This is a genomic window from Natrinema soli, assembly GCF_028618695.1.
The window spans coordinates 1-1,998 of record NZ_JAQIVI010000415.1 but is presented as its reverse complement, the minus strand read 5'-3'; the positions used below and the strand labels follow the sequence as shown (position 1 = coordinate 1,998).

Below are 1,998 nucleotides of genomic sequence, written 5' to 3'. Positions count from 1 at the left end.
CGCGTCGTCGACGAACTCGAGTCGACCGCTCGCGTAGCTGGGTCGGTTCGGCCAGTTCTCGAGCGGCGGGGGAGAGGTCGTCGCCCACTCGGCGGTTCGCGAGTACGCCCACGGGTTATCGGGCGCGTCGGGTCCGGAGACGAAACTCTTCGCGAGTGTGATGAAAACGAGCAGAACCCCCGTACCGATGACGAAGGCTCCGACGGTCGCTAACTGGTGGTAGAGTTCGGCCCCCTCTGGGTAGTGGAAGACGCGGCGCGGCGTCTCCCAGGCGAGAAACATCGGGAAGTACAGCAGGTTGAAGCCGATGAAGTAGACCGCGAAGCTGAGTTTTCCGAGCCGTTCGTCGTACATCTTGCCGGAGATCTTCGGCCACCAGTAGTAGAGGCCGCCGATCAGCGCGGTGACACCGGAGACCATCACGTAGTGGAAGTGTGCGACGACCCAGTAGGTCCCGCGGAACTCGTAGTCGAGGACCACTGCACCGAGGAAGACGCCCGTAATGCCGCCGATGATAAACAGGACGAGCGCCCCGAGGGTGAACAGAAACGGTGTCGTGAATCGGACGCGGCCCTTGACCATCGTGTAGATCAGCGCGAAGACCATCAGGTCGAAGGGGAGCGAAATCCCGATCGTCGTCGCCATGAACAGCGTCTTGATCGGGAGGTTGATCGTCGTCAGAAACATGTGGTGCATCCAGACCAGGAAGGACTGCACCGCGACGAGCACCATGGCGATGATGACCCACTTCCGGCCGACGATTCGTCGACCACAGAAGGTCTGGAACGTCTCGAACATGATCCCCAGTGCGGGGAAAAAGACGATGTACACCTCCGGATGACCGAAGAACCAGAAGAGGTGTCCCCACAGCAGGCTCGAGCCCTGGTCGGTCGCGAAGTACTGCGTGAGCAGGAGGCGGTCGGTCAACATGAGGATCAGTGCGGCCAGCAGCGCCGCAAACGCGAACAGCATCATCCAGACGGTCAGGAGGATCCCCCACGTGACCAGCGGCACGTTCCACAGGCCGAGGCCCTCGGCGCGACAGCGGTGGATCGTCGTCAGGAAGTTCACCGTGCTGAGAGTGGTCGACAGAACGAACAGGGTCAACGCGAGGATCGTCGCATTGCCGCCCATCGTCAGCGTGTAACCGGGGTTGTAGATCGGCACGTTCAGCGGCGCGTACATGTACCAGCCGTTGGCCCACGTCGTCCCCTGGAAGAACGAGAGGAGGAGGAGAAGGCCCGAGAAAAGGTAGAACCAGTAACTCATCGCGTTCAGGCGCGGAAATGCCATGTCCTTCGCCCCGATCTGGAGCGGAACGATATAGTTCCCAAAGCCGAATCCGAGCGGTGAAATGAACCAGAACACCATCAACAGCCCGTGGATCGAGACCGACTGATTGTACTCGGTGTTCGTGAGGAGTCCGGTGCCGCCGAACTCCCAGAGGTGAGCGCGGAACAGCAATGCGAGGACGCCGCCGGTGACGAGGAAGAACAGCGCCGTCGCGATGTACAAAATCCCGACGTCCTTGTGGTTCGTCGTCACTAGCCAGCGTTTGATACTCGTCTGCGGCGGAAGCCCGCTCATGGTCCGCCGCCTCCTGACCAGTGCCTCGAGTCGACACCACGTCCGACCGCGGCGACGCCGGGTTCGCTCGCAAGCCCACGGTCGAACCGACACCTCGAACGCGAGACGAGAGACATAGTCAACACTTCCTCTGCACGATTTGTCGTATCAAGGTATCCGGCGCAGTTGCAGGCAGTACTTCCTGTCCGGTGACCCCGATGGGAACGAATCGCGTGACATCGCGCCGCCCGCCGTCGTTATCGCCCGCTCGAGTCCCCACTCAATCCGGGATAGTCGGCGACGATCCCGTCGACGCCGGCCGCCGCGAGTTCGTCGAACTGGACCCAGTTCGTCGCCGTCCAGACGTTGACCGCCCGGCCCTCCGCGCGGGCCGCCTCGAGCACGTCGATCTCGGGTTCGGCGGCCGAAACG

At 62.2% G+C, this 1,998-nt stretch carries 2 protein-coding genes; both read right to left on the bottom strand.

Annotated elements, in window-relative coordinates; all coding sequences use genetic code 11:
• Positions 1 to 1,587, bottom strand: a 1,587-nt coding sequence (locus tag PGX04_RS22700) for a cytochrome c oxidase subunit I (RefSeq protein ID WP_273740585.1), incomplete at its 3' end; no start/stop codon positions are given.
• Positions 1,588 to 1,823: 236 nt separating this feature from the next.
• Positions 1,824 to 1,998 (bottom strand): glycerophosphodiester phosphodiesterase family protein (locus PGX04_RS22695; protein WP_273740586.1); only part of this gene is annotated, 175 nt, incomplete at its 5' end.